Origin of the sequence: Curtobacterium sp. Arg-1 (assembly GCF_025643395.1) — a bacterium.
GTDB lineage: Bacteria > Actinomycetota > Actinomycetes > Actinomycetales > Microbacteriaceae > Curtobacterium > Curtobacterium poinsettiae.
Genome location: NZ_CP095731.1, coordinates 1,332,970 through 1,354,119 on the forward strand (window position 1 = coordinate 1,332,970; position 21,150 = coordinate 1,354,119).

The 21,150-nt window shown below is 72.6% G+C and carries 19 protein-coding genes; 12 read left to right on the forward strand and 7 right to left on the reverse strand.

What is annotated here, in order from left to right; all coding sequences use genetic code 11:
• Nucleotides 1-3: 3 nt before the first annotated feature.
• The 3 genes from MXD64_RS06425 to MXD64_RS06435 are packed head-to-tail and all read right to left on the reverse strand — an operon-like array spanning nucleotide 4 to nucleotide 4,945.
• Nucleotides 4-1,683, reverse strand: a complete 1,680-nt coding sequence (locus MXD64_RS06425; RefSeq protein ID WP_263137280.1) for a hypothetical protein — start codon at nucleotides 1,681-1,683, stop codon at nucleotides 4-6.
• On the reverse strand, nucleotides 1,683-2,612 hold the full coding sequence (locus MXD64_RS06430; protein WP_263137281.1) for a carbohydrate ABC transporter permease: 930 nt from the start codon (nucleotides 2,610-2,612) through the stop codon (nucleotides 1,683-1,685). Before MXD64_RS06430 ends, MXD64_RS06425 begins: the two co-directional genes overlap by 1 nt.
• Entirely contained in the window at nucleotides 2,609-4,945 is a 2,337-nt protein-coding gene (locus tag MXD64_RS06435) for an extracellular solute-binding protein (RefSeq protein WP_263137282.1), read from the reverse strand. The genes MXD64_RS06430 and MXD64_RS06435 overlap by 4 nt, the downstream gene beginning before the upstream one ends.
• 246 nt (nucleotides 4,946-5,191) lie before the next feature.
• Here MXD64_RS06435 and MXD64_RS06440 point away from each other — a divergent pair, with 246 nt between their 5' ends.
• The 4 genes from MXD64_RS06440 to MXD64_RS06455 all read left to right on the forward strand — a co-directional run bounded on the left by MXD64_RS06440 (nucleotide 5,192) and on the right by MXD64_RS06455 (nucleotide 9,710).
• Nucleotides 5,192-6,259 carry a LacI family DNA-binding transcriptional regulator gene (locus tag MXD64_RS06440; protein WP_042540409.1) on the forward strand — a complete coding sequence of 356 codons (1,068 nt, stop codon included), beginning with the start codon at nucleotides 5,192-5,194 and terminating at the stop codon, nucleotides 6,257-6,259.
• 120 nt (nucleotides 6,260-6,379) lie between these two features.
• A complete protein-coding gene (locus MXD64_RS06445; protein ID WP_262161048.1) occupies nucleotides 6,380-7,582 on the forward strand; it encodes a Gfo/Idh/MocA family protein in 1,203 nt (400 codons plus the stop codon).
• The gene (locus MXD64_RS06450) at nucleotides 7,579-8,790 is read left to right on the forward strand and encodes a dihydrodipicolinate synthase family protein (RefSeq protein ID WP_263137283.1); all 1,212 of its coding nucleotides are present in this window, start codon (nucleotides 7,579-7,581) and stop codon (nucleotides 8,788-8,790) included. Before MXD64_RS06445 ends, MXD64_RS06450 begins: the two co-directional genes overlap by 4 nt.
• 32 nt (nucleotides 8,791-8,822) lie before the next feature.
• Nucleotides 8,823-9,710: a sugar phosphate isomerase/epimerase family protein gene (locus MXD64_RS06455; protein ID WP_263137441.1), complete on the forward strand. Its 888-nt coding sequence runs from the start codon at nucleotides 8,823-8,825 to the stop codon at nucleotides 9,708-9,710.
• A 162-nt stretch (nucleotides 9,711-9,872) separates the two neighbouring features.
• Here the strand turns inward: MXD64_RS06455 and MXD64_RS06460 are convergent, their stop codons facing one another.
• Complete coding sequence (locus tag MXD64_RS06460) at nucleotides 9,873-10,622, reverse strand: FadR/GntR family transcriptional regulator (RefSeq protein ID WP_017885798.1); 750 nt, start codon at nucleotides 10,620-10,622, stop codon at nucleotides 9,873-9,875.
• A 258-nt stretch (nucleotides 10,623-10,880) separates the two neighbouring features.
• On the opposite strand from MXD64_RS06460, the gene MXD64_RS06465 reads away from it, so the two are divergent.
• Genes MXD64_RS06465 through MXD64_RS06490 form a run of 6 tightly spaced genes read left to right on the forward strand, consistent with a single transcriptional unit; the run spans nucleotide 10,881 to nucleotide 17,099 of the window.
• Nucleotides 10,881-12,299, forward strand: coding sequence for an MFS transporter (locus tag MXD64_RS06465; RefSeq protein ID WP_017885797.1), 1,419 nt, complete (start codon nucleotides 10,881-10,883; stop codon nucleotides 12,297-12,299).
• Entirely contained in the window at nucleotides 12,296-14,017 is a 1,722-nt protein-coding gene (locus MXD64_RS06470) for a dihydroxyacetone kinase family protein (protein WP_017885796.1), read from the forward strand. Before MXD64_RS06465 ends, MXD64_RS06470 begins: the two co-directional genes overlap by 4 nt.
• 25 nt (nucleotides 14,018-14,042) lie before the next feature.
• Nucleotides 14,043-14,528: a ribose-5-phosphate isomerase gene (locus MXD64_RS06475; protein WP_042540403.1), complete on the forward strand. Its 486-nt coding sequence runs from the start codon at nucleotides 14,043-14,045 to the stop codon at nucleotides 14,526-14,528.
• Nucleotides 14,528-15,343: a triose-phosphate isomerase family protein gene (locus tag MXD64_RS06480; RefSeq protein WP_262118603.1), complete on the forward strand. Its 816-nt coding sequence runs from the start codon at nucleotides 14,528-14,530 to the stop codon at nucleotides 15,341-15,343. Before MXD64_RS06475 ends, MXD64_RS06480 begins: the two co-directional genes overlap by 1 nt.
• Nucleotides 15,340-16,185, forward strand: a complete 846-nt coding sequence (locus MXD64_RS06485) for a sugar phosphate isomerase/epimerase family protein (protein ID WP_263137284.1) — start codon at nucleotides 15,340-15,342, stop codon at nucleotides 16,183-16,185. The genes MXD64_RS06480 and MXD64_RS06485 overlap by 4 nt, the downstream gene beginning before the upstream one ends.
• On the forward strand, nucleotides 16,182-17,099 hold the full coding sequence (locus MXD64_RS06490) for a phosphogluconate dehydrogenase C-terminal domain-containing protein (protein WP_017885792.1): 918 nt from the start codon (nucleotides 16,182-16,184) through the stop codon (nucleotides 17,097-17,099). Before MXD64_RS06485 ends, MXD64_RS06490 begins: the two co-directional genes overlap by 4 nt.
• A gap of 121 nt (nucleotides 17,100-17,220) precedes the next feature.
• Here MXD64_RS06490 and MXD64_RS06495 read toward each other — a convergent pair whose 3' ends face one another.
• Together MXD64_RS06495 and MXD64_RS06500 are read right to left on the reverse strand one after the other, a co-directional pair.
• A complete protein-coding gene (locus MXD64_RS06495; RefSeq protein WP_263137285.1) occupies nucleotides 17,221-18,177 on the reverse strand; it encodes a DUF1648 domain-containing protein in 957 nt (318 codons plus the stop codon).
• On the reverse strand, nucleotides 18,174-18,524 hold the full coding sequence (locus MXD64_RS06500; RefSeq protein WP_263137286.1) for a GntR family transcriptional regulator: 351 nt from the start codon (nucleotides 18,522-18,524) through the stop codon (nucleotides 18,174-18,176). The genes MXD64_RS06495 and MXD64_RS06500 overlap by 4 nt, the downstream gene beginning before the upstream one ends.
• Before the next feature lie 134 nt (nucleotides 18,525-18,658).
• On the opposite strand from MXD64_RS06500, the gene MXD64_RS06505 reads away from it, so the two are divergent.
• A complete protein-coding gene (locus tag MXD64_RS06505; RefSeq protein ID WP_042540396.1) occupies nucleotides 18,659-18,853 on the forward strand; it encodes a hypothetical protein in 195 nt (64 codons plus the stop codon).
• A 34-nt stretch (nucleotides 18,854-18,887) separates the two neighbouring features.
• Here MXD64_RS06505 and pdxR read toward each other — a convergent pair whose 3' ends face one another.
• Nucleotides 18,888-20,342 (reverse strand): MocR-like pyridoxine biosynthesis transcription factor PdxR, encoded by a 1,455-nt coding sequence (gene pdxR, locus MXD64_RS06510; protein ID WP_263137287.1) that lies wholly within the window; start codon nucleotides 20,340-20,342, stop codon nucleotides 18,888-18,890.
• 33 nt (nucleotides 20,343-20,375) lie between these two features.
• Between pdxR and MXD64_RS06515 the strand changes: the two genes are divergently transcribed.
• The gene (locus MXD64_RS06515) at nucleotides 20,376-21,134 is read left to right on the forward strand and encodes a pyridoxamine 5'-phosphate oxidase family protein (protein WP_056073357.1); all 759 of its coding nucleotides are present in this window, start codon (nucleotides 20,376-20,378) and stop codon (nucleotides 21,132-21,134) included.
• Nucleotides 21,135-21,150 lie beyond the last annotated feature (16 nt).

Here is a 21,150-nt window from a genome sequence, read left to right on the forward strand (position 1 = left end):
GCGTCACCGGCCCGTCCCGATCACGATGCGTGCGGAGCCAGGGGCTCGCCCGGTGACGTGGACGTGCTCACCCTGCGGTCGGTCGGTCCCGCCGAGGAACGCGTAGTCCTGACCCGGGGTGTAGCACGCTGGCTGGCCCGGACCGGCGCCGTTGCCCGGGCCGAACGTCACGACGTCGGAACCGACGCGGTAGCTGCCGGTCCCGTCGGCCAGGACCCGCTCCCCGGTGACGGCGTCGGTCTCGACGCCCATGAGGGTCCCCCCGGTGCGGAACGTCAGCTGCAGGGACCACGGCACTTCGGCCCCCTCGGTCACGACGTCGAGGACGACGGCGTCCGGGGTCACCGCGACGTCGACGGTCGTGCTGAGGACCACCGTGTCGACGGACCGGGCGCCGAACGCCATGGCGGCGGAGAACCGGCCTTCGTCGGCGAGCGGGTAGCGGCCGTCCGGCTGGCGAGCACTCGCGGGCAACGGCTGGTGGTAGCCGGCGGACACGGTCTCGTTCAGCCGGAACCGTCCGTCGCCCAGGGACTCGAGCGCGGTCGGTCGGAACGGTCCGAGGCCGAAGAACTCCCGCGAGAGCCGCACGTCGGACAGCACGACCGACCCGACGACGACCCGCAGGAACGTCGGGCTGTTCGCCAGCCCCGACCGCACGTGGCCCTGGGCCGGGACGTCGGAACCGGCGAAGAGCACGACACTGCGGTCGAGCTCGCGGACGTGCACGAGCCGTGCGTCGGCGAAGGTGTGCACGGCCGGCGCCAGGGCGACGGGTTCCGGCAGCGGACGCCCGAGCAGTGGATCGGTCATCGACCGCGCGGCGACGGCGGCGGGCTGCCAGGTCTCGGCCACGGCGGCGCGGGCGGCGACCGCGGCCAGGTCGCCCCGGCCGTCGAGCACCGCGACGTGCCAGAGCAGCGGCGCGAACGGCCCGATCCCGAAGGGCTGTGACTGGTCCTGCCGTCGGGACTGCACGGTCTCGACGGTGTCGTCCGGCAGCAGGAGCGCGAGCGTGGCGTCGAGCGAGCGGCGCACCGGGTCGAGCAGGGCGGGGCGGTCGAGCACGGCGGCGAGCACCAGGAACGACGGCCCGGACACGGCGGACGCGTAGTTCGGGCTCCGCTCCGACCACAGACCGTCGGCGTCGATGTCCGGCCCTTCGGCCAGCCACGCGTCGATGCGGTCGAGCAGCGCCGCCGCCGGGTGGAGTCGGTGCACCCGGGCGAGGGCGGCTGCGATCTCCCACCGGTGGTTCGGGGTGTGCACCCCACCGGTGAGCAGTGCGGGGGTCGCCCGGTGCACGATCGCGTCGAGGTCGTCGGCCAGCGCGGCCGCTGCCGGCACCGTCGCCCGGTGCGGTGCGAGCAGTTCGAGGGCGTCGCAGACGTCGTTGACGGTGAACGCGGAGTCCGGCGGGGAGAGCACGTTGTCGCCGCCGACGAACGTGCCGCCGGGCGACTGCCGGGTCGCGAGGTGCCGGACCCAGCCGTGCGCGGTGGTGAGGTCGTCGTCTGCGGGGTGAACCGGGCCTCCAGGCCGTTGCCGGACCCACGCACCGACCAACGCGAGCGCACGCGCCATCAGTTCCCGGTGCTGCAGCGTGGCCGGGTCGTCGTCGGCCAGCCGCAGGCGGGCGACCTCGGCGTCGGCGGCCGGGCCGGCCAGGTCGAGGAACCCCATCAGTCCTTCAGACCCGCGTTGAGGTCGGCGCCGTTCACGTACTTCTGGAACACCAGGTAGAGCAGCACGAGCGGGATGATCGAGATGACCGAGGCACCGAGCAGGACCGTCCAGTTCACGTTCTCGGCACCGACGATGCTCTGCAGGGCGATCTGGATCGTGAACTGCTTCGGGTCGTTGAGCACCAGGAGCGGCCAGATGTAGTCGTTCCACCGCCACTGGAACGAGAAGATCGCGAGCGTCAGCATGATCGGGCGGGAGATCGGCAGCATGATCCGCCAGAAGATCCCGAACTCACTCGCACCGTCGATCCGGGCCGCTTCGACCAGGTCGTCCGGCACGGTGATGAAGAACTGCCGGAACATGAAGATGCCGGTGGCCGTGATCACCGACGGCACGATGATGCCGGCCAGCGAGTCGTACATGCCGAGGTCGCGGATGACGATGAACGTCGGAGCGAGGATCACCTCGGTGGGGAGCATCGTCGTGGCGAGGATGCAGACGAAGAACACCTTCAGCCACCGGTTGTCGTACTTCGCCAGCGCGTACCCGGTGGCCGCACTCGCCAGGACCGTCAGCACCGTGGTGACCAGGGCGACGATCACGGTGTTGCCGAAGTACTGGGCGAAGTCGTAGCTGGACCACGCCTCGGCGAAGCCCTCGACCGACCAGTTCTTCGGCAGCAGGGTGAGCGGGTACGAGAACAGCTCGCCGCCCGGCTTGAACGCGCTGAGCACGAACCACAGCACCGGGAACCCGAACGCGATGATGAACACCCAGAGCAGGGCCGTGGCGGCGATGGCCTGGGGCCGCGGCGTGGTGTCCACAGCCTTCGAGCGGCCAGAGCGGCCAGAGCGGCCGGAGCCGGAGCGACCGGCCCGACGGCCGCTTCCGGTCTTGTTGGTCTCGGTGGGGAGCGTGGCGGTCATCGACGGGACTCCGTCCGGCGGTTCACGGCCAGCTGGATCAGCGCGATGGCCATGAGGATGAGCATGAGGACCATCGACGCCGCGCTCGCGTAGCCGATGTGGGCGTTCTGGAACCCGTTCGTGTAGATGTACTGCACCAGCAGGTTGTTGTCGGTGCCGGGGCCGCCGCCGTTGAGCGCCTGCACGGTGGCGAACTCCTTGAACGCACTGAGTGACGACAGCAGGATCACGATGAACGACGTCGGCGCGATGCTCGGCAGGGTGATGTAGCGGAACTGGTGCCAGGCGCCGGCACCGTCGAGCGATGCGGCCTCGTAGTACGACTGCGGGACGTTCCGGATCGCAGCGACGAACAGCAGCATGTTGAACGCCGCCCCGGCCCACGCGGTGGCGAAGACGACGACCAGCAGCGACAGGTCGGCGTTCGACTGCCACGGGACGGCCTTGCCGCCCAGGGACTCGATGACGAAGTTGGCCAGCCCGAAGTTCTCGCCGAACATCCACCGCCAGATCACACCGGTGACGATGGGGGAGATGAGCCACGGGACGAAGAACACGATGCGGGCGACGCTCCGGCCCTTCGCCGCGGGGCTCGTGAGCATGAGGGCCATCGACAGCGACAGGACGAACCCGAGCGGCACGGCGACGATCGCGTACAGGAAGGTGCGACCGAGGGCAGCGTAGAAGGTGTCGTCGGCGAACAGCTCGACGTAGTTCGCCAGGCCGACGAACTTCGGGTCGACGACGCCGTTGTAGTCGGTGAACGAGTAGCCGAGGCCGATCACGGCGGGCCACACGAAGAACACCACGAACAGGACGGCGTTCACGCTGACGAACAGGATCGGGGCGAGGACGGGCTTGCTGACGCCGGAGCGGCGGCGCTTCGTCGTCTTCGCGGCTCCGGGCCGGCGGGGCGGCACCGGGGTGGGGACGGCGGTCTGCACGTCACCGGCTGCGGTGGGGATGCTCACGATGATCCTCTTCGTTCGACGTGGTGCTGCTGTGGAAGGAGGGACAACGGGGCCGGACGCATGCGCCCGGCCCCGTTCCGTCACCCCACGTGCTCCTCGTAGTAGCTTCGTGATCGTGTCGAGCGTCTCCTTGGCCGACTGCTGCCCGTTGATGAGCTTGCCGACCTCGGCCGTGGTCGGGTCGGTGCCGATCTCCTTGCCCTCGACCGCCCACTCCGACGCTGCCTTGGCGTACGAGCTCGAGATCGGGTCGGCCGCCTCGATCTCCTTCTGGTACAGCGCGAAGGAGTCCTTTGCTGCCTGCGACTTGAAGGGGTAGGTGATGTCCAGCCCGGACTCGACCGGCAGGAACCCGTTGGTGGTCACGAGCTTCGCGTAGTTCGTCGGGTCGTACATGTAGTCGATGAACTTCTTCGCCGCGGCGCCGCGGGTGTCGGAGTTCTCGAACCCGACGATGTTGCCGCCGTAGTTGATCTCGGTGGCGTGGGTCGGGTCGGCCGGGGTGGCGGCGCTGGCCCAGTCGAAGTCGGTGATGTTCGACGCGAAGTCCGACGACTGCCAGACACCGGAGAAGTACGCCACGACCTGGCCGCTCTTGAACAGGGCGTTCGGGTCCTGGCCGCTCGTCCACACCGACTTCGGCATGACCGAGTCGTCGTTCATGTCGGCGAAGTCCTGCAGGGCGTCGACGGTCTTCGCGTCGGTGGGGAAGGAACCGTCCTTCTCCTGCTGCATGAAGTCGGTGCCCTTGGTGAACATGTAGGCCCGCAGGCGCGACGGCGACGAGTCGAAGACCAGGTCGTACTTGGCGCCGGTGTCGGCCTTCACCTTGTCGGCGGCGTCGAGGAACTCGCTCCACGTCCACGCCTTCGCGGGGTCGGTCGGGTACGCGACGCCGGCCTTGTCGAACAGCGACTTGTTCACGAACAGTCCGGCCGCGGTGACGTCGGACGGGATCGAGGTGACCTTGCCGTCCTTGTCCTTCGCGATGAGGTCCTGGTCGATCCCGTTCGCCTTGTCGCTGACGATCGAGGCGAGGTCGACGGTCTTGCCGCTCCAGATCGGGTCGATGCCCGCGGCCCGCACCACGTCGGGCAGCGAGTTCGCCTGCGCCGACTCGCGCAGCTTGGTCTGCAGGCCGTCGTACGGCAGGTTCACGATCTTCACCGCGACGCCGGTCTGCTTCTCGTAGGCGGTCGCGAGGTCCTGGTAGCCCTTCTCCTGCGCGGACGAGGTGGAGAGCCAGAAGGTCAGCTCGTCCACCTTGCCGCCGTCCCCGGACCCGCCGGAGGCGCAGCCGCTCAGGAGCGCGAGCGCGGCGATCCCGCCGGCGAGTGCGAGCATTCTCTTGGATGACTTCATCGTCACTGCTTTCGTTCGGGACCACGTGCATGTGCCGTGGGCGAGCGTTCGGGGTGTCTCGGCCGAGGACCCCAGGTCTACACGACCCCCGCCGTTCTGGCAAGCGCTTTCCTGAGGGTTGTTCTGACAACGTGACCTGTGGTCTCGACGGCGTGACCGGCCGCTCGGAACCCCGCCCTGGTCGGCGGGGAATCGCTATCCTCGCCACAGGCCGCGCACGGCGCGGACCCTGACTGGAGGCACGACATGCCCGAGCGAGGCACCGTCACCCTGGCCGACGTGGCCGAGCGGGCAGGGGTGTCGCTCGCGACCGCCTCGCGGGCACTCAACGGCAGCACCCGCAAGGTCCGGCAGGAGTCGGTGGACCGGGTGCGCGCCGCCGCCCGGGCCCTGCGCTACACCGCCAACGTGCAGGCGCAGGCCGTCGCTCGGGGGTCGACCACGACCCTGGCGCTCGTCGTCGGCGACATCGCCGACCCGTACTTCGCCGCGATCGCCGCCGGCGCGATCCGCGCCGCCGACGACGCCGGGCTCGTCGTCACGATCACCTCCACCGGCGGCGACCCGTCGCGCGAAGTGGCGGTGCTCGACGTGGTCGCCGGACTCCGCCCGCGAGCCGTCGTGCTGGCGGTCAGCCGTCGGCTCGGGATCGGCTCCGGATCCGCGACGGGCTCCGGCCCGTCCGAAGTCGCGGCGGCGGTCGGTGGCCTCGTCGCCGCGGGGGCTGGAGTGTCGGCGCTCGTGTCCGACCTGGACGGTGCCGCAGCGGGCGTCCCGGGCGTGCACGGCGTCGTCATCCGCAACCTCGGCGGGGCTGCGGCGCTCGCCGGTGCGCTGGTCGAACAGGGGCACGACTCGTTCGCCGTGCTCGCCGGCGACCCGGACCTCGTCACCGCCCACGCCCGGGTCGAGGGGTTCGTCGCCGGCCTCGCGGCCCACGGTCTGCGGGTGCCCGACGACGACGTGGTGCCCTCCGAGTTCACGCGCGACGGCGGGTACCGGGCGATGGTGTCGCTGCTGGACCGAGCTGCCGAGGGTGGGGCCGCGGTGCCCCGGTGCGTCTTCGCGGTCACCGACCTGATGGCCGTCGGGGCGGTCGCGGCGATCCGGGAGCGCGGGCTCGTGCCCGGGGTGGACGTCGGCGTGGCGGGGTTCGACGACGTGCGGATGCTCGCCGACGTCGTGCCGGCGCTCAGCACGGTGCGGCTGCCGCTCGAGGAGATCGGCGAGCGGGCCGTCCGCCGTGCGCTCGGGCTCGAGGCCGACGGTGCCGTCGACGGCGAGGTCGTCCTGCGCGCCAGCACCGCCCGCTGACCTCGCCACCGCGCACCCCGTGGTGTACGGTTCCGGCAAGCGCTTTCCACGACGACGGAGAGCGGGCCGCAGCGAGCAAGGGAGCACGCGTTGACCACCACGCGCACCATCGGCATCATCATGAACGGCGTCACCGGGCGCATGGGCTACCGGCAGCACCTGGTGCGGTCGATCCTGGCGATCCGCGACGACGGCGGTCTGCGGCTGCCCGACGGCACGCGCGTGCAGCTCGAACCGATGCTCGTCGGTCGGAACGCCGCGAAGCTCGAGGAGATCGCGACCCGGCACGGCCTGCAGCACTGGACCACCGACCTCGACGCCGCCCTGGCGGATCCCCGCTGGCAGGTCTTCGCCGACTTCGCCGTGACGAGTGCCCGTGCCGACGCGCTGCGCCGCGCGATCGCCGCCGGCAAGGCCGTCTACACCGAGAAGCCGACGGCCGAGACCTCCGCCGAGGCCCTCGAACTCGCCCGGCTCGCGGCCGAGGCCGGCATCCCGAACGGCGTCGTGCACGACAAGCTCTACCTGCCCGGGCTGCGGAAGCTCCGTCGCCTGCTCGACTCCGGGTTCTTCGGCCGGGTGCTGAGCGTCCGCGGCGAGTTCGGGTACTGGGTGTTCGAGGGGGACTGGCAGTCGGCGCAGCGCCCGAGCTGGAACTACCGCCGGCAGGACGGTGGCGGCATCGTCGTCGACATGTTCCCGCACTGGAACTACGTGCTCGAGCAGCTGTTCGGCCGCGTCGAGTCCGTCTACGCCCGCGCGGTCACGCACATCGAGCAGCGCACCGACGAGCAGGGCGTGCCCTACCCGGCGACCGCCGACGACGCCGCGTACGGCGTGTTCGACCTGGCCGGCGGCGTCACGGCGCAGATCAACTCGAGCTGGGCGGTCCGGGTGGACCGTGACGAGCTCGTTCAGTTCCAGGTCGACGGCACCGACGGCAGCGCGGTGGTGGGGTTGTTCGGCTGCCGGATCCAGCCCCGCACGGCGACGCCGAAGCCCGTCTGGAACCCCGATCTGCGCGACGACGCCGACTACCGGAGCCAGTGGCTCGAGGTCCCCGACAACGAGGTCTACGGCAACGGGTTCCGCGCCCAGTGGGAGGACTTCCTGCAGGACCTCGTCGCCGGGCGCCCGCACCCTTACGACCTGCTGTCCGGTGCCCGCGGCGTGGCGCTGGCGGAAGCCGGTCTGCGATCCAGCGCCGAGGGCCGGCGTGTGGACCTGCCGGAGCTGACCCTGCCCGCCGGGGCCGAGCCGCGCCTCCCGGTCGAGACGCCGGAGGTCGCCCAGCGCACCGAGACCATCGGGGCGTCCGCATGACGGACCTGACCCTGCTGGCGCCCGACGGCACCACGAGCCGGACGCCGCTGGGCGCACCGGCCGTCGACGCCACTGCCGTGCCCGCGGCACCGCTCACCGAGCGCATCGTCTACGCGGCCGCCCACGTCGTCCCGCGCACCGCCGCCGACAACACCCCTGGTGCTCCGGCCGACCTCGACTGGGACGCCACCCTGGCGTTCCGGCACCACCTGTGGTCGTGGGGGCTGGGTGTGGCGGACGCGATGGACACCGCGCAGCGGAACATGGGACTGGACCCGGCGGCGACCCGCGAGCTCGTGACGCGCTCCGCCCGCGAGGCGCAGTCGGTCGGCGGCCGCATCGTCGTCGGCGTGAACACCGACGACCTGCCCGACGAACCCGTCACCGAGCAGCAGGTCGTCGACGCCTACGCCCGGCAGCTCCACCACGCCGAGGACGCCGGGGCGGGCGTGGTCCTGATGGCCAGCCGCCACCTGGCACGACTCGCGCTGGACGATCCGGACACCTACCGCCGCGTCTACCGTCGGGTCGTCGAGCGGGCGAGCGCCCCCGTCGTCCTGCACTGGCTGGGGGAGGCGTTCGACCCCGCCCTCGCCGGGTACTTCGGCGGGCACCGGGGCCCCGACACGGTGCTCGACATCATGCGCGACGCCGGGCCGGGGATCTCCGGCATCAAGATGAGCCTGCTCGACGCGACGGCCGAGGTGGCACTCCGCGCCCGGCTGCCCGAGACCGCCCGGATGTTCACGGGTGACGACTTCCACTACGTCGACCTGATCGCGGACCGCGACGGCGTGCACTCCGACGCCCTGCTCGGGGCGTTCGCCGCGATCGCACCGCTCGCCTCAGCCGCCGTGCGTGCCCTGCCAGACGAAGCCGCCTACCGCTCGTTGCTCGGACCGACCGAGGCCCTGTCCCGACACCTCTTCAGTGCCCCCACCTGGCACTACAAGACCGGCATCGCGTTCCTCGCCTGGCTGAACGGGCACCAGCCGGCCTTCGCCATGGTCGGTGGCCAGCACGCCGGCCGCTCGCTGTCGCACCTGTCCGAGACGGTCCGGCTCACGAACGCCTGCGGCGCCCTGCAGGACCCGGACCTCGCCGCCGCGCGCTGGCACGCCCTGCTCGCGGTCAACGGGGTGGACACGACCGCCGGGAGGCCCGCCCCACCCGCCGTCGACCGCGCCGCCGCCGGGGTGGTCGCGTGAGCACGCCGGTCGGCGCGGCTGGGCAGGCCGGCGTGGTCGCGCCGGCGGCGCCTGGCTCGCCCGCGCCGCACCCGCGGCTGTCCGTCAACCAGGCGACGATCAAGTACGCGACCCTGCCCGAGGCGCTCGACACCGTCCGCCGTGCCGGGGTCGGGGCGATCGGCACCTGGCGCGAACCCGTCGCCGAGCTCGGGCTCGCCGAGGCCGTGCGCCGGGTGGCCGACTCCGGACTCCGGGTGTCGTCGCACTGCCGTGGCGGGTTCTTCACCCTGCCCGAGGGGGCCGCACGCCAGCGGGCACTCGACGACAACCGCCGGGCGATCGACGAGACCGCTGCCCTGGCCGCCGCGGGTGCTCCGGGGTCGGTGCCCGTCCTCGTGCTCGTCGCGGGCGGCCTGCCAGCGGGCTCGCGCGACCTCGGCGGTGCGCGTGCGCGGGTGGCGGACGCCCTCGCCGCCCTCGTGCCGCACGCACTCGACACCGGCGTGCAGCTCGCCGTCGAACCCCTGCACCCGATGTACGCCGCCGACCGCGCCGTGGTGTCGACGCTCGCGCAGGCCCTCGACCTGGCGGCCCCGTTCCCGGCAGCGGCCGTGGGGGTCGTCGTCGACACCTTCCACGTCTGGTGGGACCCGGCGCTCGCGGCCTCGATCGCCCGGGCCGGTGCCGCCCGCCGGATCGCGTCGTACCAGGTGTGCGACTGGACCACCCCGATCGCGGCCGACCCGCTGCTCTCACGCGGCTACCCGGGCGACGGGCACGTCGACTTCGGGCCGGTGACCGATGCGGTGATGGGTGCCGGCTACTCCGGCGACGTCGAGGTCGAGCTCTTCAACCAGGCGATCTGGGACACCCCGCCCGCCGAGGTCGTCGCCCGCGTCGTGGCGTCCTTCGCCGAAGCGGTCCCGCTCCCGCGCTGAGGCGGGCGCTGCCCCCGCACGGTGCGGGGCGGGCGCGCCCCGGGCCTCCCGTCCGCCCTGATCGTGAGCACAGGACGTCGGGTCGGCTCGACGGACCCGACCATTCCTGCTCACGAAGCGAGCGCGACCGCGAGCGCGAGCGCGCGCGACCGCGCACGAGCCCTACTCGTCGGCGGGCAGCGGCTCGGCGTGCTCGATGCGGGCGCTCGCCGTGGCCATGTGCTCGTCCATCGCGCGCTGCACGGCGGGCACGTCGCGGGCGCGCAACGCCTCGAAGACGGCGCGGTGCTCGTGGAACGCGGCCTCGGTCGCCTGCCGGGTCTGCACGCGGCGCGCGACCCAAACGCTCAGCATGGAGCGCAGACTCTGCAGCAGGTCGGCGAGCACGTCGTTGCCGGACGCCCGTGCCAGCAGGACGTGGAAGCGGACGTCGGCGTCGATGAAGGCCTGCGGGTCGTCGAGCGTCGCCTCCTGCCGGACCAGGTACTCGCCGAGCTCGGTGATCTGCTCGTCGGTGGCGCGCTGCGCGGCGAGGATCGCGGCCGTGCGCTCCAGCGAGGACCGGATCTCGAGCAGTTCGCGGGTGCGGTTCGAGGCGAGCATCAGACCCCACGACAGGGTCGTCGGCAGCAGGTCCGAGGTGCCGCCGCGCAGGTACGTGCCCGAACCGGGGCGGATCTGCACGATGCCCAGGATCTCGAGGGCGGCGAGGGCCTCGCGGACGGCCGAGCGACCCACGCCGAGCCGCTCGGACAGGACCCGCTCCGCCGGCAGCCGCGACCCGGGGGCCAGCTCGCCGGCGGTGAGCAGCGAGACGAGCTGTCGGGCGACCACCGAGGCGGGTGACCCGACGGGCACGGACTCGAGTTCGAGTCGGATGTTGAGGGGGTCGTCCGGGCTGAACGCGGGCATGCAGTGAGCGTACCGGTCGGTCAACCGGTTGCGGCGGGAGCGGAGCCAGCGCGCCGGGCGGGCGGCCTCGTCCGAGCCGACGCGCGAAATGGTCAACCGGTTGACAAGTTGAACGAGCGCGACGCACACTGGATCAGGCGCACCGATGCGCCCGCTCCCGATCCGCGCAGCAGCCCGGACCACCCCGACGCAGCCGACCGGGCAACCCGGCGCAGCAGCCGGGCGGAGTCGTACCACCCCCACCGAGCAGGAGTCATCGTGGACATCCCCGCCACGCGAGGCATCCCCACCTCGGTCGTCGAGAAGACGGCCATCCGCAAGATCGCGATCCGCATCGTGCCGTTCGTGGCACTGATGTTCTTCATCAACTTCCTCGACCGCACCGCGATCTCCTTCGCCGCCCCCAACGGCATGGAGGCCGACCTCGGCCTGACCGCCGCCCAGTTCGGCTTCGCGTCCGGTGTGTTCTTCATCGGCTACCTCGTGCTCGAGGTGCCGTCCAACCTCGCGCTGCACAAGTTCGGCGCCCGGATCTGGCTCGCCCGCATCATGATCACGTGGGGCATCGTGTCCCTGCTCTTCACGTGGGTGCAGAACTACCCGCAGCTCGTCGGTCTGCGCTTCCTGCTCGGCATCGCCGAGGCGGGGTTCTTCCCCGGCGCGATCCTGTTCCTGTCGACGTGGGTCCCGGCTCGCCACCGCGGCAAGATGCTCGCGCTGTTCTACCTGGCCCAGCCGCTCACGAGCGTCATCGGTTCCCCGCTCGCCGGCTGGCTGATGACCCACGAGGGGATCCTCGGCGGCCTGGCCGGCTGGCGCTTCATGTTCCTCTGCGTCTCGATCCCGGCGATCATCGTCGGCGTCCTGTGCCTCTTCGTGCTCAAGGACAAGCCGTCGCAGGCGAAGTGGCTCGACGAGGACGAGAAGGTCTGGCTGGAGACGACGCTCGCTGCCGAGAGCGCGGCGAAGGGCGGCGGCGACGGTCACGGCAAGGGCGGCCTGCGTGCGGCCTTCGGCTCCGGCCGCGTCTGGATGCTCGCCGCCGTGTACTTCGGCTTCATCTACGGCCTCTACGCACTCAGCTTCTTCCTGCCGACGATCATCGACGGCTTCCAGGAGCAGTTCGGCACCACGTTCGACCTGTTCCAGAAGGGCCTCATCACGGCCATCCCGTACGTGCCGGCCGCGGTCGTCCTGTACTTCTGGTCGCGTGACGCCTTCCGTCGTGGCGTCCGGGTCTGGCACATCGCCGTCCCGGCCCTGGTCGGCGGTCTGACGATCCCGGTCGCGCTGTACATGAACAGCCCGGCGGCCACCGTCGCCGTCATCGCGATCACCGCGTGTGCGATCTTCGCGGCCCTGCCGAACTTCTGGACGGTCCCGACGCAGTTCCTGACCGGTGCCGCCGCAGCCGCGGGGGTCGCCCTGATCAACACCGTGGGCAACCTCGGTGGGTTCGCCGCCCCGTACATCACGGGCGCGGTCAGCGAGTGGACCGGCGGGTACCAGGTGCCGATGTTCATCGTCGGGTTCTTCATGGTGCTGTCGAGCGTGCTGATGTTCGTCCTCGGCCGGAACACCAAGCGCAACGAAGCGGCCGCCGCCGCGACCGGAGCCGAGACCGCAGCCGCGGCCACGGACGGACCGACCGCCATCGCGAAGGAGGCCGGCGCATGACCCGCCTGTTCAACGACCCGGCGGACTTCGCCGACGAGATGGTCGACGGCTTCGTCGCCGCCAACCGCGCCCGGGTCCGCAGGGTGCACGGCGGCGTCGCCCGCTCCACCACCAGCCCCGAGGGGACCGTCGCGCTCGTCGTCGGCGGTGGCTCCGGCCACTACCCGGCCTTCGGCGGCCTCGTCGGGCACGGCCTGGCTGCCGGTGCCGCGATGGGCAACCTGTTCGCCAGCCCCAGCGCCCAGCAGGTCACCGCCGTGGCGAAGGCGTCCGAGCACGGCGGCGGCGTACTGCTGAGCTACGGCAACTACGCCGGCGACGTCCTCAACTTCGACGCCGCGGCACGGGCGCTCGAGGCACAGGGCATCGACGTCCGCACGGTCCGCGTGACCGACGACATCGCCTCGGCGCCCGCCGACCAGGCGCACCAGCGCCGGGGCATCGCGGGTGACCTCTGCGTGTTCAAGGTGGCCGGCGCGGCCGCGGAACGCGGCGACGACCTCGACGCGGTCACCGCGATCGCGACCCGCGCCAACGACCGCACGCGCAGCTTCGGTGTCGCCTTCTCCGGCTGCTCCCTGCCCGGCGCCGACGAACCGCTCTTCACCGTCCCCGAGGGCCGGATGGCCATCGGCATGGGCATCCACGGCGAACGCGGCATCGCCGAGGCCGACGTCCCCACCGCGGACGGCCTGGCCGACCTGCTCGTCGACGAGCTGCTCACCGAGCTGCCGTCCGGCGTCACCGCGGACGGTGCGCGCGTCGTCCCGATCCTCAACGGCCTCGGCTCCGTCAAGTACGAGGAACTCTTCGTCGTCTTCGGTGCCGTCCAGCGGAAGCTCACCGAGGCCGGCATCGTCGTGGTCGAGCCCGAGGTCGGCGAACTCGTCACCAGCTTCGACATGGCGGGCGTCTCGCTCACCCTGTTCTGGCTCGACGACGAACTCGAGCAGCTCTGGGCCGCGCCCGCCGACGCCCCCGCGTACCGCAAGGGCGGCGCCGTCCCGCAGCAGCCGCTGCCGGCCGAGGTGCTCGAAGCCGGCGTGGTGGTGCCCGTGACGCCCGGCACCGAGGAGTCCCGGGCCGCAGCAGTCCGCGTCGCAGGCGCCGTCTCCGCGATCCGCGCCACGATCGACGACCACGCCGACGAGCTCGGCCGCATCGACGCCGTCGCCGGCGACGGCGACCACGGCATCGGCATGCAGCGCGGCTCCACCGCCGCCGACCGTGCGGCACAGGACGCCGCCGCCCGTGGCGCCGGCGCCGGTTCGGTCCTCGCGATCGCCGGTGATGCCTGGTCCGACAAGGCCGGCGGCACGTCCGGTGCGATCTGGGGTGCTGCCCTGGAGGCCATGGGTCGCGTCCTCGGGGACGAGTCCCGTCCGACATCCGCCACCGTCCAGAGCGCGGTGCACGCCGCCACCGAGGCCGTCCTGGCCTTCGGGGCCGTCCCCGGCGACAAGACCATGGTCGACGCACTCGTGCCGTTCGACCAGGTCTTCTCCGCCCGGGTCGACGCCGGCGACGAACTCGTCGACGCCTGGTCGGCCGCCTCGGCCGCAGCGCAGACCGCGGCCGACGCCACGGCCGACCTGTTGCCCCGGATGGGCCGTGCACGCACCCACGGTGCGGACGCCGTCGGCACCCCGGACGCCGGCGCGGTCTCGTTCGCGCTGATCACCGCCGCGGTCCGCTCGACCATCGCCGTCCCCGCCTGACCCCCACCACGAAAGGCACACCCGCATGAGTGAGCAGCAGTTCCGCATCGTCGTCGGTTCGGACGACGCCGGCTTCGACCACAAGGAGGCCATCAAGGCCGACCTGGCGAAGGACCCCCGCGTGGCCTCCGTGGTCGACGTGGGCGTGGACGCCGACGGCCACACGGCCTACCCGCACGTCGCCGTCGACGCCGCCCGTCTGGTGGCGAACGGCGAGGCCGACCGCGCGATCCTGGTCTGCGGCACCGGCCTCGGAGTCGCGATCGCGGCGAACAAGGTCCCCGGCATCCGCGCCGTGACCGCGCACGACTCGTTCTCGGTCGAGCGCTCGATCCTGTCGAACGACGCCCAGGTCCTCTGCATGGGGCAGCGCGTCGTCGGGGTCGAGGTCGCGCGCCGGATGGCGAAGGAGTGGCTCGGCTACACCTTCGACCAGACCAGCGCGAGCGCGTCGAAGGTCCAGGCCATCTGCGCCTACGACGGCTCCGCACCGGTGGGGACCGACGCCTGATGCCCGCGACCGCGGCGGCCGCCCCCGTGACGATCGGGGTGTCGCTCAAGATGTACTTCTCGCACGCCCGGACGCTCGAGTGGGCGGCCGCCGTGGCCGACATCGCCCGGAGCCACCCGGCGGTGCGCTCCGGCGCGGTCGAGCTCTTCGTGGTGCCGACGTTCCCGTCGCTCGTGCCGGTGCGTGCGGTGATCGGGGACGCCCCCGTGACGCTCGGCGCGCAGGACCTGGCGTGGGCGGACGAGGGCGCGTTCACCGGCGAGGTCTCCGGCGTGGAGCTCCGGGAGATCGGTGTCGACCTCGTCGAGATCGCACACGCCGAGCGCCGCTCCCTGTTCCACGAGACGGACGACGAGATCGCGGGGAAGGTGCACGCGGCGTTCCGCAACCACCTGCGGCCCCTGATCTGCATCGGTGAGACCGCGCGCGCCGCCGACGACGACCCCGCAGCCGCGATCGCCGATGTCACCGCGCAGCTCGACCGGTTCACCACCACGGCCACCGCCGACGGTCTCGCCGGACCGCTCATCGCCGCGTACGAGCCGGTGTGGGCGATCGGTGCCCCGCAGCCCGCACCCGACGAGCACATCGTCGCGGTGCTCGGTGGGATCGAGCAGCACCTGGCGACCCGGCCGGAGCTCGCCGGCTCGGTCGCGATCTACGGCGGCAGTGCCGGTCCGGGCCTGCTGACCCGCGGTGCCGGACGCATCGGCGGCCTGTTCCTCGGCCGCTTCGCCCACGACCCCGAGGCGATCCGCACGATCCTCGACGAAGCCGAGGCGCTGGCCGCGACGCAGGACGGAGCACCGGCGTGACCTCCCTGCTCGGCCTCTCCACCTACGCCTACTTCTGGCGCATGTCCGACCGCGTGCCGTCGCCGATGTCCCTCGACGACGCCCTGCGCGACGCCGCGAGCCACGACGGCGTCGACCTGTTCCAGATCTGCGACCACCTGCCGCTCGACACCGCGACCGATGCGCGCCTGGCGTCGATCCGGTCCCTGGCCACCGACCTCGGTATCACACTCGAGGTCGGCACCCGTGGCACCCGGCCGGAGCACCTGGCCCGGTACCTGCACGTCGCGCAGCAGCTCGGCGCGACCCTCGTCCGGAGCATGTGGACGAGCGGCGACGACCAGCCCGACGCGGCCGAGACCGGACGACGCCTGCGGCAGGCGCTCCCCGCCTACGAGCGCGCGGGCGTGACCCTCGCGCTGGAGACCTACGAGGTCGTCGCCACCGCCGACCTCGTCGCCGTCGTCGAAGCGATCGGCTCCGACCACCTCGGCATCTGCCTCGACCCGGCGAACACCGTCGCCCGGCTCGAACACCCGGCCGACGTCGTGACGATGACCGCCCCGCACGTCGTCAACTGGCACGTGAAGGACGCAGCCTTCACCCGCTCACCGGGCTGGGTCGGGTTCCAGTACACCGGCGTCCGCACCGGTACCGGACTGCTCGACCACGACGCCGTCCGCGCCGCGATCGAGCCCGACGCCCGGGGGATCAACCGCGTCATCGAGTTCTGGCTGCCGTGGCAGGACGAGCACGCCTGCGCCGAACCCCTGCCGGGGGAGACCCCCGCACAGACCACCACGCGCATCGAGGCGGCGTGGACCGAACACACCATCGAGTACATCAGGAGCAAGGAATCATGACCGACACCGTCACCACCCCCCACACCGTCGCTGCCGGATCCGGCACGGCCGACGTCACCGTCGCCGTGATCGGTGCCGGCGGCAAGATGGGCACCCGCGTCTCGAACAACTTCGCGAAGAGCGAGTACACGACCCTGTACAGCGAGGCCTCGCCCGCCGGCCAGGAGCGCATCCGGGCCCTCGGCCGCGAGATCACCGACAGCCTCGACGCCGCGAAGGCCGCCGACGTCGTCATCCTCGCCGTGCCCGACGTCCTGCTCGGCACCGTCTCCGAGCAGCTCGTCCCCGTGATGCAGCCCGGCGCCACGATCCTGACGCTCGACCCCGCCGCCGCCTACGCCGGACTGCTCGCCAAGCGCGAGGACGTCCACTACGCCGTGGCGCACCCGTGCCACCCGTCGGTGTTCCTCGAGCGCACCACCAAGGCCGAGTGGGACGACACCTTCGGTGGCATCGCCGCCCCGCAGGAGGTGATCGCGGCCTTCGACGCGTCGGAGTCGCTCGGCGACCAGGACGAGCGCGCCAAGGCCGTCGCCGAGGCCGTCATCACCACCATGTACGCGCCCGTCATCCAGGTGCACTGGGTGACGGTGAAGCAGCTCGCCGTGCTCGAGCCGACCCTGGTCGAGACCATCGCCTGCATGATCGGCGACTTCCTCAACGACGCCCTCGAAGAAACGGTCACCGGTGTCGGCGTGCCCCGCGAGGCCGCCCGCGCCATGCTCCACGGCCACACCTGGATCGCGCTGACGAACGGCCTGCGCGGCTCGAACCCGTTCTCCGACGCCTGCCACATCGCGATGGGCTACGGCCGCGAGAAGCTCATCAAGGAGGACTGGAAGCAGGTCTTCGACGACAGCGAGCTCGACTCGGTCATCGCGAAGATGCTGAAGATCGACGCCGTCCGGCGCTGATCACCCGCGGTCCCCACGGACCGGAACGCCCCGCCGACCCCCTTCCGGCGGGGCGTTCCCCGTGCCGCCACGGCTGCTCTTCGCCACCCGCCAGCCGCCCTGGAGGCCCGGTCCGGCCCCGTCAGACCGTCTCGCGCCCGGCGAGCAGTGCGCCCAGCGCTGCGGCGCCGCCCGCCGCGTCGGGCACGGTCACCATCCGCGCCTGCCCGCCGCGGAGCCGTGCGACCAGCCCCGGCCCGGACCGCACGACGTAGGCGACGCCGCGGCCCGAGATCCGGTAGCCCCAGCCACCCCACTGCCCGGGGGACACCTGCTCCCACCCGCACGACTCGATGCGCTCCAACGGCACCCGCATGAGCGGGATCCTCGTCCACGTGGACGTGAGCCGCATGCCCCGTCGGTCGACCGTGAGCTCCACCCGCGCCAGCACCAGCACGGCGAGCCCCGCGAGCACCATGGCCAGACCGGACACGACCGCCGTGGTCACGCCCGCCGACACCGTCCAGACCGCGGTCCCGACGCCGAGCAGCACGACGAGCGCCCCGAGCAGCGCGAACCACCGGCTGCCGACGCGTGCACGCCAGGCCACCCGGGTGTCGGGCCCGACGGTCAGGGGTGCGACGTCGTACGCCGGCACGGGTGCAGCGCCCCGGAACAGTGCGAGGACGGGGACGGCGGCGACCACCACGGCGACGAGCAGGAACGGCACCGTCCACCACGGGGACAGGGTGCCGTCGCCGGCCGTGTTCGTCCAGGCGAGCAGGACCCAGGCCGACCCGAGGGTCCCGGCCAGCAGGTTCGCGACGAGCAGCACGGTGGCCGCGGTCCGCTTGTCGTGCCACCGCAGCGCGCCCATCGCGAGCCCGACGGCCACGAGCGCCACCGCCAAGGTGACCCAGAAGGCCGTCCAGGGGGAGCCCCAGCCGTCCGCTGTGCCGTCCGTCCGGAAGTGGATCGCGATCCGTGACGGCATGGCGGGCGCCGCGAGGACCGCGGTGAGCACCAGTCCCACCGCGACCAGGAGCCCTGGTGCCACCACCGCCAGCCGTGTGCCCGTGGTCATCGGTCGTGTCGTCATCGTGCCCCCTTGATCATCGTGAACAGGTCGTCGAGCGGGACGCCGAGGGCGTCCGCCTGGTCGCGCAGCTCGTCGACGAGCGTGCGCAACCGGTCGAACGAGGCGTTGCCCGACCGCAGGACCGTCGCACCGCGGCCACGCCGCAACTCGATCAGTCCGTCGTCCTGCAGCAGCGCGTAGGCGCGCAGGACAGTGTGCATGTTGACGTCGACCGAGGCCGCGAGGTCGCGCGCTGCGGGCAGTCGCTCGCCGTTCCGGAGCTCGCCGCGGGCGATCGCGTGGCGGATCTGGGTGGCGACCTGTTCCGCCAGGGTCGCGCGGGCCCCCGGGTCGACGGTGATCAACATGTTCGCATTCTATGCGAACAATCCCGCTCGCCACCAGGGGTCACCCGCCCGTCGAGACCCTGCTCGGACGCCGTTTGGCCGCGGAACGCAGGACGCGGTTCCGGCGGGCTCCGGCACGCGTACCGTCCGTCGCGATGACCGATTCGACCACCACCAGCACCCCGTCGAACTACGAGTCCGCCGACGGGGTGGACCCCCTGCGCGTCACCACCTACCGACAGGTCCGCAAGGCCGCACGCCGCGGGCACGCACTGCCCGGCGACGTCGGCGAACCGTCGCTCGCCGACCTCGTGAACGCCCGGAAGAACGGCATCGCCGAGTCCCGCTGACCCCGCGTGGCCGTGCGTGCGGGCGGGCGACCGGTCAGCCGTGCGCGACGGACTCCACCAGCGCGTCGAGCGCCCGGTCGAGTTCCGGCAGCGTGACGGCGCCGTAGCCGAACACGATGCCCGCCGGTGCGCTGCCGGGCGCGAGCCCGTACTCCTCGAGCGTCGCCACTCGTACCCCGGCGTCCGCCATGCGCTCGGCGACGACGGCCCCGGTGGTCGGACCCGACCACGTGACCACCGCGTGCAGTCCGCCGTTCAGGGCACGGGCCTCCAGTCCGGTGACGTCGTCGAGCCGGGCCGCGATCCGGGCTCGGCGATGCGCGTAGTCGCGGCGCACCCGACCCAGGTGCCGCCGCAGCGCACCCGTGCGCAGCAGGTGGGCCAGTGCCGCCTGCACCGGCTCGGCGACCACCGCGCCGCGTGCACGCCGCGCCGACAGCACCGCCTCCGCCACCCGTGCACCGATCCCGGCACCTGCTGCGGAGGGCAGGACGACCCAGGCGCACCGCAGTCGCGGGTCGAGCGTCTTCGAGAACCCGCCGACGTGCAGCACCACGCCCTCGGCGTCGAGTGCGGCCAGCGCGGGCACGGGCGTCCCGCGATGCCGGAACTCCGAGTCGTAGTCGTCCTCGACCACGACCGTGCCGGTCGCAGCCGCCCAGGCGAGCAGCCGACGGCGCCGGGCCACCGGCATCACCGAGCCGAGCGGGTACTGGTGGGTCGGACTGACCAGCACCGCGTCGACCGGCCCCGCATCCTCGAGCACGTCGAGGTCGAGTCCGTCCTCCCCGACCGGGACGGCGACGAGGGTCCCGCCCGCGCTCGTGATCGCCCGGTGCCCGGTGCGGTAGCCGGGGTCCTCGACGCCGAAGACGGGTGGACGACCCAGCAGGCCCCGCAGCGCCTCGGTGACGAGCGACAGCGCCTCCGAGGTCCCCGCGGTCACGAGCACCCGGTCGACCGTCGTCGTGAACCCGCGGGTCAGGCCGAGCTGGACGACGACCTGTGCCCGCAGCTCGGGGGAGCCGAGCGGCTCCGCGATCGCGTTCCGGAGCGGTGCCGACGCCGCTGCACGCCAGGCGGCCCGCCAGTCCCGCTGGGGGATCGCGGTCACGGCGGGGATGCCCGGCCGGCAGTCGATGCGCACCGCGGGCGACGGATCGGCCAGGACGGCGTCGGCGGCGAAGGCGACGGGCGAGCCGGGCCCGGCGCCGCCCGCCACCGACCCACCCGGCGTCCGGCCGTGCACGTCCGCCGCGACCCGGGCCACCGCACCGTGCCGCGTGCGCAGGTACCCCTCGCCGTCGAGCTGTTCGTAGGCCGCGACGACGGTGCCGCGCGCCACCCCGAGCTCTGCCGCCAGTGCACGCGTCGACGGCAGTGGATCGCCCTCGCGCAGGGTGCCGTCGTGCACCATCGCACGGACCCGGGCCACGACACCGGACACCTTGCCCGACTGGTCCACCGTGATCGCTCCGAACTGGTCCACGCATCGGACCACTGGCGACCCTAGCGTGAGCGCATGCCCACCCCGAACGCCCAGCCGCACCCCACGGAACCCGCCGCCGACGGTCCCTCGCTCCGCGTCCGCCGCCTGCGCGACCGCCAGTCCGACGACCCGGGAGTCCTCGACGCGATCCTCGCCGAGGCCCACGTCGCGCACGTCGGCATCGTCCGCGGCGGCCACCCCGTGGTCCTGCCCTTCCTCTGCGCCGTCGGGGACCTCGGCGACGGCCCGGTCATGCTGCTGCACGGCTCGACCGGAGGCGGCCTGTTCCTCGACGCCGGGGCCGAGGGTGTCCCGGTGGCCGCGACCGTCACCCACCTGGACGGCCTGGTGTTCGCCCGCTCCACCAACGACAGCTCCGCGAACTACCGCAGCGCGATGATCGCCGGCCGCGCCACCGTCGTCCCGACCGACCTGCGTGCCGAAGCGCTCTGGCAGGTGGCGGACCACCTCATGCCTGGGCGCCGAGCCGAGGTGCGCGAGATGACCGCGAAGGAGGTCCGCGCCACCCAGGTCCTCCAGCTGCCCCTCGACCGCGCGAGCGTCAAGGTCCGTGCCCACGGGGTCGGCGAGGACCCGGCCGACGGCGAGGACCACACCGTCTGGGCGGGCGTCCTGCCACTCGCGGTCCGCGCCGGTGTCCCGATCTCGGGGGACATCTCGGGGGACAGTCCAGTGGACGCGTCCGTCCTCGCGCTGTCGGCCCGGCTCGACCGTCTGGCCGCCGACCGGGAGGCCCGGATCGCCGCCGCCATGCGGGTCGCGTCGGTCTGAGCCGGTCTCCACAGCC

Bases quoted from the DNA above. Each gene is read 5' to 3' on its own strand.
- MXD64_RS06460 (WP_017885798.1), bottom strand. From the start codon at position 10,622: ATGCCCGCGTTCAGCCCGGACGACCCCCTCAACATCCGACTCGAACTC.
- MXD64_RS06425 (WP_263137280.1), bottom strand. From the start codon at position 1,683: ATGGGGTTCCTCGACCTGGCCGGCCCGGCCGCCGACGCCGAGGTCGCC.
- MXD64_RS06445 (WP_262161048.1), top strand. From the start codon at position 6,380: ATGAACGGCGTCACCGGGCGCATGGGCTACCGGCAGCACCTGGTGCGG.
- MXD64_RS06440 (WP_042540409.1), top strand. From the start codon at position 5,192: ATGCCCGAGCGAGGCACCGTCACCCTGGCCGACGTGGCCGAGCGGGCA.
- MXD64_RS06450 (WP_263137283.1), top strand. From the start codon at position 7,579: ATGACGGACCTGACCCTGCTGGCGCCCGACGGCACCACGAGCCGGACG.
- MXD64_RS06490 (WP_017885792.1), top strand. From the start codon at position 16,182: ATGACCGACACCGTCACCACCCCCCACACCGTCGCTGCCGGATCCGGC.
- MXD64_RS06495 (WP_263137285.1), bottom strand. From the start codon at position 18,177: ATGACGACACGACCGATGACCACGGGCACACGGCTGGCGGTGGTGGCA.
- MXD64_RS06475 (WP_042540403.1), top strand. From the start codon at position 14,043: ATGAGTGAGCAGCAGTTCCGCATCGTCGTCGGTTCGGACGACGCCGGC.
- MXD64_RS06430 (WP_263137281.1), bottom strand. From the start codon at position 2,612: ATGACCGCCACGCTCCCCACCGAGACCAACAAGACCGGAAGCGGCCGT.
- MXD64_RS06515 (WP_056073357.1), top strand. From the start codon at position 20,376: ATGCCCACCCCGAACGCCCAGCCGCACCCCACGGAACCCGCCGCCGAC.
- MXD64_RS06435 (WP_263137282.1), bottom strand. From the start codon at position 4,945: ATGAAGTCATCCAAGAGAATGCTCGCACTCGCCGGCGGGATCGCCGCG.
- MXD64_RS06505 (WP_042540396.1), top strand. From the start codon at position 18,659: ATGACCGATTCGACCACCACCAGCACCCCGTCGAACTACGAGTCCGCC.
- MXD64_RS06470 (WP_017885796.1), top strand. From the start codon at position 12,296: ATGACCCGCCTGTTCAACGACCCGGCGGACTTCGCCGACGAGATGGTC.
- MXD64_RS06480 (WP_262118603.1), top strand. From the start codon at position 14,528: ATGCCCGCGACCGCGGCGGCCGCCCCCGTGACGATCGGGGTGTCGCTC.
- MXD64_RS06500 (WP_263137286.1), bottom strand. From the start codon at position 18,524: ATGTTGATCACCGTCGACCCGGGGGCCCGCGCGACCCTGGCGGAACAG.